Source organism: Mobiluncus sp. (assembly GCF_985070215.1).
Genome location: NZ_CFKZQR010000062.1, coordinates 1 through 7,505, shown reverse-complemented (window position 1 = coordinate 7,505; position 7,505 = coordinate 1). Strand labels below are relative to the sequence as shown.

Below are 7,505 nucleotides of genomic sequence, written 5' to 3'. Positions count from 1 at the left end.
CGCTTAGAAAAACAGAACGGGACCCCATCTCTGCGACTGAGAGGCATCCCACCGAAGTCGCCAGGCCGAGTTGTTTTCAGTAGGCCGGCAACGGTCAGGCTAGAGCTTGTAAGAATCGGGGGCGACCCGCCAGATCGCATCGGGTTTGGGCGTCCCTCAGCCCCAGCGCTTGGGCCTCCTGTACCAGGGCCTCGCCTTGTGACTCGGCGTGTTCCATCACGATGGTGGCACCGGGGGCCGCGACCGTGGCGGCGGCAGCCAGAAATGCTCGCGGACGCTGTAGTCCATCGTTGCCCCCGCCATAGAGCGCCAACTGCGGGTCCTGGGCGGCTTCAGGCTGGGTCACCGGGTCGACCACATAAGGCGGGTTGGTGGCGATGACGTGGAACTTTGGCGGGATTTCGGCGCTCACAAGGGCGTTGCGCAGCGTCTGCGGGGCGGTCGCGTCAGCGAGCAGGACCCGCGCCGCTACCCTGGTAAACCGGGCGTTTTCCGCCGTCAGGTCCACCGCCGCTTCTGACACGTCCACGCAGGTCAGAACAGACTCGGGAACCTCGGAGGCGATAGACAACCCCAATGCCCCGGAACCGCAGCCGAGATCCAGCACCCGCGGAGCCACCCCTTGCCGCACCCAATCCGCGGCCGCGTCGATGGCCCCTTGTGCGACCCACTCCGTCTCGGGACGCACCACAAACACTCCGGGGCGGGCGCGCAAGGTCAGGTGGCGAAAGTACATGACCCCCATGACGTGCTGCAACGGTACCCGGGTGGCGCGCTGTCCGACCAGCTCAAAGAACCGCTGCCAGGTCGGCCCGTCCAAGCGCTCGCCGTAACCGGGCCGGTGACCCAACACGTGCTCCAGCAGCAGACGTGCCTCACCGAAAGCGTTGCCAATCCCGGCCTCACTCAGCACGAAGGCCGCGTCATTGAGCGCCGAGCGAGCTGCCGCTTGCTGGGGTATCTGCATCGGAGTCCTTCCGCCGTCCCGGGCGACACGCATATGGACTAGTGCGCGGACTTGCCCACCGCCGCCAAGCGAGCGGCTTCATCGGCATCAATAGCGGACTGGATGACCGGGGCCAGGTCGCCGTTGAGCACCTGGTCCAGGTTATAAGCCTTGTAGCCGGTGCGGTGATCAGCGATACGGTTTTCCGGGAAGTTGTAGGTGCGGATTCGCTCGGAGCGGTCCACGGTGCGAACCTGGGAGGCACGCGCCTCAGCCGCTTCCGCCTCGCGCTTTTCCACCTCCAGCTGCATCAGGCGCGAACGCAACACCCGCATCCCCGCTTCTTTGTTTTGCAGCTGAGACTTTTCGTTTTGCATTGACACCACGATTCCCGTAGGCACGTGGGTGATACGCACCGCCGAGTCGGTGGTGTTCACGGACTGGCCCCCCGGTCCCGAAGAACGGTACACGTCAATGCGCAAGTCATTAGGGTCAATCTCGATGTCGCCAGTTTCCTCGGCTTCCGGCATGACCAGCACGCCAGCCGCCGAAGTGTGGATCCGCCCTTGGGATTCGGTGACGGGAACCCGCTGGACCCGGTGGACCCCACCCTCGTATTTGAGGTGGGCCCACACGCCCTCCTCCGGGGTGGGGTTACCTTTCGCTTTGAACGCAATCGAGGCGTCCTTCACCCCGCCGAGGTCCGATTCGGTCAAGCCCAGGACCTGCACCGTCCAGCCCATCTTTTCGGCGTAATGCTGGTACATCCGCATCAAATCACCGGCGAACAGGGCGGATTCCTCACCACCCTCGCCAGCTTTGATTTCCATGATGACATCGCGGGCATCGTCGGGGTCGCGCGGGGTCAGAGCCTCAATCAAATCGGCGTTGGCCTGGTCAAAAGCGGCCTCAAGCCCGGGGATTTCCGCGGCAAAGTCCGGGTCCTCGCCTGCCATTTCGCGCCCGGCGTCCAAGTCGTCACGCGCCTGCAACCAGCTTTGCACCACGGTGTTGATGCGGCTCAGTTCCGCATAGCGGCGGCCAACCTTGCGGGCATGAGCCTGGTTGGAGTGCAAATCCGGGTCGCTCATCTGTGCCTCGACCTGGTGGAACTCCTCCAGCAGGGCTTCCACGCCGGCAAATTCTTCAGGGAAGTCACTCATTTCTGACCTTTCATTTCGTTTGCAAATCTGGGTGTTCACCAGGCAAACCCCGGCAAATAAAAGACACCGGTCGGTAACATGTACCGACCGGTGTCAAAGTTTCGCTATTCCGCAGCGGCGGGAGCCTTAGCTTCCTCAGCCTTAGCGGCCTGCTTGGCAGCCTTTTCGGCGTCCTTCTTAGCTTTATCAGCAGCTTTCTTCTTGGCGTCGTTGAACTTGGCGTAGCGAGCCTCGAAGCGAGCCACACGACCGCCGGTGTCAAGAATCTTTTGCTTGCCGGTATAGAACGGGTGGCAAGCCGAGCACACGTCCACGCGCATCTGACCGGAAGTCAGGGTGGAGCGAGTCGTAAAGCGATTTCCGCAGGTGCAGGTGACCTCGGTCAAAACATATTCGGGGTGAATTCCCTGTTTCATAATTACTCCTTGGGTTCAAGGGCCCCGGGTCCCGAGGCGAAGGCTTTGGGTGAACCGGAAAGACCAAGGGTCTATTATGCCACACTCCGCAAATTCACACCAACCGGCACTACCACGGTCGCTTGGCGATAGCTACCGATAAGGGGGCTTCTCGATTCAATGCGGTAATCAGCTATCATAAACATGGCATAGAGGGGAAACCATGACACAAGATTTTACAAATCCACAGCTGGAAATTCGCGGTGTCGTCAAGCAAAAACGGCGCTGGCCCGTCGTTACCGGCATCAGTGTGGGGGTCCTCGCCATCGCCCTGGCCGGTAGCGGCTGGGCTTATGCCACTCACTATTCCAATCTGGCCCTGCCCCACACGATGGTGGGAAACCACGATGTCGGAGGCCAGACTCCCGATGAACTGAAACGCGGTTTGACGGACCGCTGCCAGACTCTGAAAGTCACATTTAGCGGTGACGTCCCTGAAACCTCGTTAAGTCTGGGCCAGATGGGTTTGGACTGCGACGTTCCCGGCACCGCCGCGGCCGTGATGAAAGCGAACCAGAACCTGAGCGGAGTTTTGGCCTCCACCGTCAGAGAACGCCAAGTCACCCCCCTTTTCACCCTCGACAAAACCGCCGCCACTCAGGCAGCCCGGGCTTTGACCGCGAAGCGACCCGACACCGTCGTCGACCCGCATCTGGGGTTCAACAGCGAACAGGGTTCCTTTGTGGTGCAGCCGGGTAGCGCCGGGCAGGGGGTTGACCCGACAGTCCTCATCGCGGCCGCCGAGAAGACTTGGAAAACCCAGACGAAACAATCCCTAAAGGTGAAACTCACCGAAGTTGCGCCGAGCGAAGCGGATCCGCAGCTGGAAACCTGGGTGCAGCAGGCTAACTCGCTCATTGCCCCGAAAGTGAACCTGATTGGTCGTCGAGTTGGGCACATCATTCCCCCCACGGACAAAGCCCAGTGGGTCGAAGTCACCGAGAACGGACCGGTCATCAGCCAAAAGCAAGTATTGGCTTGGCTAAAAACGTTCACCGACCAAGAAATCGACGTCAACAACAGTCCGGGCGAACGCACCATGACGAAAGACGGCTACCTTTTGACCATGACGAAAATGGCTCTGGACTCAAAGAAAGTCTCGAACAATGACACCATTGCCGCTGAAATCACCACGGCGCTGAACCGCGGACAAAACTATCGCGGAGTCTTTGAGATGGAAGTCCAGGAAGGCAAGTTCAACGACACCGTGGTGGACCAAAACCTTCCCCGCCCGCCCTACAACGCCAAACCCGGAGAAAAGTTCATCAGCATCGACCTGACCAACCACACCGTGGCGGCATGGGTTGGAGACAAAGTCGTGTGGGGACCGGTCGAGGCAGTCCACGGATCGCTGCCCTCCCCGACGCATCCGGGAATTTTCCGAGTCCAAACCAAACTGGTGAACGCCCACATGAAGAACGATGAGGCCTGGGACGGCCCTTACGACACCTGGAGTCCGTGGACCATGTACTACCACGGCGGCTACGCCGTACACGGCACCTATACACGCTGGAACTGGGTCCAAACGAACTATGGGGGGTCGCACGGCTGCGTGAACCTGAAGCCTGCGAAAGCTAAGGAGCTGTTCGACTGGGCTCGGGTAGGAACCCCGGTAGTCATCCACCGGGCTGGGGTTATCTAGGTTTTTGAAAGGTTTTACGAATGAGCTTCCTCTATCGCCCCACGCATCTGACGCCGCAACACCGGCGTCGGTCGTTGGCGACCAACCCCAGATGGCTCGCGGCCGCGGCCACGTTGCTGGTGGTGGCCGGGGGCGGCTGGCTCGCATTTGGCTACACGCCGTTTTGGAATGAGGACCAGTCCGCCCAAATCAGCGCGGCGCGGGACTCGGCGTGCCAGCGCAGCGTCACTTTACGCCTCGGCGACAGCAGCTTTTTGGCAAAGCCTGACCAGGTTTGCTCCTGGCTGCATCCGGTTCCCCAACCGGTCAAGCAGCTCAGCTCGCAACCCCTGCCCCCACCCCGCTTTAGCACTGACGCAATCACTCAGTGGGTGAGTTCCTGCATCGCCCAAGTCGATAAACCCGCCGTGAACGGAAACCGGCAGGTGGACAGCGACGGCCACCTGGTACGTTTACTCAAAGACCCGGTTGACGGCGCGGTCGTGGACAAACCGGACAGTTTGGTTTCACGCATCGCCAAAGCCCTGGACAAAAAAACAGGTAACGTGGAAGTCACCACGAAGTTGTCTACCCGCCAAGGCGGTTTTGACGACACCGTCGTTCCGGCCCCGGCGCTGCCCTACGCGCCCCAGCCACAAGAACGGTGGGTCGATGTGAACCTGACGAACCACACTACTGCCGTCTATGACGGGACGAAAGTCATTTACGGACCGGTGGCTGCGGTGGACGGCCACGCCCAAGCCCCCACGGTGCAAGGGGTTTACAAAGTGTACGCCAAGCTGGAAATGCAAACCATGACCGGGGTGGGATTTGACGGCCCCTACAGTGAGACAGCCCCGTGGATTTCATACTTTTCGGGAGATTTTGCGCTGCACGGGGCACCGTGGCGCTCCACTTTCGTCTATACCCCTGAAAAAGGCTCTCACGGTTGCGTGAACCTGAGCGTGACGGATGCCAAAGCGATTTATGACCTGATAAGCATCGGCACTACGGTTGTATCTCACACTTAGTCCACGTAGCCGGCGGCCGATTCCTCCAGGTCCCCGCTCAGGCCCGCCCGCACCGCTCGCCGCGCGAAAACCACGACCCACGCCACTAGGGCCACATAGACCACCGCCGCCACCGCAATCTTTACGGGAGTCAGCAACGCAGACGGGGTCAAGAACGCTTCTTCCAGGCCCGAAATCCCCAACAGGATAATCAGCCCCGCCGCTACCGGCCCGAACTGGCGGCCCGCACGCGCTAGGGACACCATGCGCGGATCCTCACCGGGCACAAACAGCGCCCAGAACAGCCGCAAGGCCGCGGCGCAAGCCAAGACAATGCAGGACAGTTCCAGCAGTCCGTGAGGGGTAATCAACCCAAAGAAAACACCTAGGTCACCGTACTTGGCCATGATGGCCCCGGCGACTCCCACATTGGCGAAGTTCGTCAGCAACAGGTAGACCGGATAGGCGCCGGTAAAGAACAGGGCCACCATCAGGACGGCAATCGTCGCGTTGTTCGTCCACACCTGGGCGGCAAAATCCGGAGCCGGATAGTTTGAATAATAGGCTTTGAAAGAATCCTCGGCGTATTGGCGCAGTTCCGTCTCAGATTGCTGGGCCAGCAGAGTCTCCGGGTGGGTGTAGACCCAAAAACCGGTGAACACGGCGGTAATGAGTGACAGAGCCGTGAGCACCAGGAAAACCGGCCCGATACGGTACAGCGCCAGGGGCAGAGTCACGGTAAAGAACCCGCCAACAGACTCCCGGAACGTTCGGCGCGTCCCCCCGATACGCCCTCGTGCCGTGGACACCAGGTTCGTCAGATCCAGCACGACATCCGGGTCGGTCGGCACGGAAGTAATGGTCGCCAAGTCCGCGCTGGCTCGATGATACAAGCCCATCAATTCATCGATTTCCGCCCCGCTCAGACGGCGTTTCCGGTTCAGTTGAGCCAGGCGCGACCAGTCCTCAGCTCGCCCTGCGGTATACGCATCGATGTCCATGCTGCTAATTTATACTTAATGGAACATTTTAGCGGAACGAAAATCCGGCCCGATGTGGTCATCACCGGTGAAGCCATCGCCTTGCTGGTGCAGCCGGCTTCGTTATTTTTGCGTGTCGTTTCGGCCATTATTGATGCCATTGCCATCATTTTAGGGATGATTATCACCTACGAGGTGCTGTTCCTGATACTGAGTCTGAGCGGGGAAAATGACGACTTCATGTATTTTTCCAATGAGGCACAAGTCGCCGCGTTGGTTTCGATAGTCACGGCGCTGTGGCTGTTCCTGGTGCCGATGACGGTAGAGACTCTGACTCGCGGAAAGTCGTTGGGGCGTTTCATCGTGGGGACGCGCATAGTCCGTGACGACGGCGGTCCTATCACGTTGCGCCACGCGTTCGTGCGTACCTTGATTGGTTTGGGTGAACTGTGGGCGACGATGGGCGCCGGGGCCATTATCGCGGCGTGGACGAACCGCAGAGGCAAACGTATCGGGGATATTTTCGCTGGAACCTACGCCGTTTCCGAGACTTCCGGGCTGACCCGCCGACCGCTGCTGCTGGCTCCGGAACTTGCCCAGTGGGCCAGCGAGGCCAATGTCGGCGAGCTGGACGGGGTTACCACCGTGACTGCGCGCCGGTTCCTGCAAAGCGCCACCAAGATGGACCCGCTCCACCGCCAGCAGGCGGCGCAAACGCTGGCCACCGCCCTTTTGAACCAGGTGTATCCGCCGCCTCCCCCCGGCACAGACCCGGAGCGGTTCATTGCGGCGGTCCTGGTGTTGCGCCGGGACGCCGAATACCACACGAACAAGGCTATCCAGGCCCGACTGGAGAAAAAACTTTCCGCAGTATCCGGTTCCCGGTACGGGATTTAGAGCCGGACTGACCGGTATTTTCGCGACGTTTGCCCTGGCTTAGCGGGGTTGCTTCCAGTTTCCTGCCCCCATCAGCAGCGTGGTTAGCTGGTGAGGTGGACGTAGATTTGGCTGGATACGGACAGGTCTGGAATCGGTTCCAGGGCATCAATCCCGTCGCCATCCCCCAGATTAGTGGTGACCAGCTGAGTTACATACAAGTCGGGAGCCTCCACCAGTTGCGGAAGCTCCTCTTGGAGGGGCACGACCACAGTCGTCATGGCGTTGACAACGTGGGTGGCTCCGGCAACCCGGTATTCCATATTTTCGGCGTTAAGGTTCGTCACCAGCAGCTGGCGCTGTGTCGCGGCGGGGCCCCTCACCACTCCCCCACCCGTGGAAAAAGCAGGCAACCACGCCAGGGCACGCACGAATTTATCCGGGTCGGTGGCGG

Annotated in this window: 6 protein-coding genes and 2 pseudogenes; 3 read left to right on the top strand and 5 right to left on the bottom strand. The window is 60.5% G+C overall.

The window, feature by feature from the left end; translation table 11 throughout:
- Nucleotides 1-94: 94 nt before the first annotated feature.
- The 3 genes and pseudogenes from AC5LBQ_RS09085 to rpmE form a co-directional block, all read right to left on the bottom strand.
- Nucleotides 95-967, bottom strand: coding sequence for a N5-glutamine methyltransferase family protein (locus tag AC5LBQ_RS09085; protein ID WP_493265283.1), 873 nt, complete (start codon nucleotides 965-967; stop codon nucleotides 95-97).
- A gap of 38 nt (nucleotides 968-1,005) precedes the next feature.
- A complete protein-coding gene (gene prfA, locus AC5LBQ_RS09080; protein ID WP_493265282.1) occupies nucleotides 1,006-2,109 on the bottom strand; it encodes a peptide chain release factor 1 in 1,104 nt (367 codons plus the stop codon).
- A 215-nt stretch (nucleotides 2,110-2,324) separates the two neighbouring features.
- Nucleotides 2,325-2,525, bottom strand: a pseudogene (gene rpmE, locus AC5LBQ_RS09075) (50S ribosomal protein L31); the annotation flags it as partial.
- Nucleotides 2,526-2,727: 202 nt separating this feature from the next.
- On the opposite strand from rpmE, the gene AC5LBQ_RS09070 reads away from it, so the two are divergent.
- Complete coding sequence (locus tag AC5LBQ_RS09070; protein ID WP_493265281.1) at nucleotides 2,728-4,206, top strand: L,D-transpeptidase; 1,479 nt, start codon at nucleotides 2,728-2,730, stop codon at nucleotides 4,204-4,206.
- 20 nt (nucleotides 4,207-4,226) lie between these two features.
- Complete coding sequence (locus tag AC5LBQ_RS09065; protein WP_493265280.1) at nucleotides 4,227-5,216, top strand: L,D-transpeptidase; 990 nt, start codon at nucleotides 4,227-4,229, stop codon at nucleotides 5,214-5,216.
- Here the strand turns inward: AC5LBQ_RS09065 and AC5LBQ_RS09060 are convergent.
- On the bottom strand, nucleotides 5,213-6,196 hold the full coding sequence (locus tag AC5LBQ_RS09060) for a stage II sporulation protein M (RefSeq protein WP_493265279.1): 984 nt from the start codon (nucleotides 6,194-6,196) through the stop codon (nucleotides 5,213-5,215). The two genes, AC5LBQ_RS09065 and AC5LBQ_RS09060, sit on opposite strands and share 4 nt — an antisense overlap.
- An 18-nt stretch (nucleotides 6,197-6,214) precedes the next feature.
- On the opposite strand from AC5LBQ_RS09060, the gene AC5LBQ_RS09055 reads away from it, so the two are divergent.
- The gene (locus AC5LBQ_RS09055; RefSeq protein ID WP_493265278.1) at nucleotides 6,215-7,072 is read left to right on the top strand and encodes an RDD family protein; all 858 of its coding nucleotides are present in this window, start codon (nucleotides 6,215-6,217) and stop codon (nucleotides 7,070-7,072) included.
- An 83-nt stretch (nucleotides 7,073-7,155) separates the two neighbouring features.
- Here the strand turns inward: AC5LBQ_RS09055 and AC5LBQ_RS09050 are convergent.
- A pseudogene (locus AC5LBQ_RS09050) lies at nucleotides 7,156-7,505 on the bottom strand (DUF5719 family protein); the annotation flags it as partial.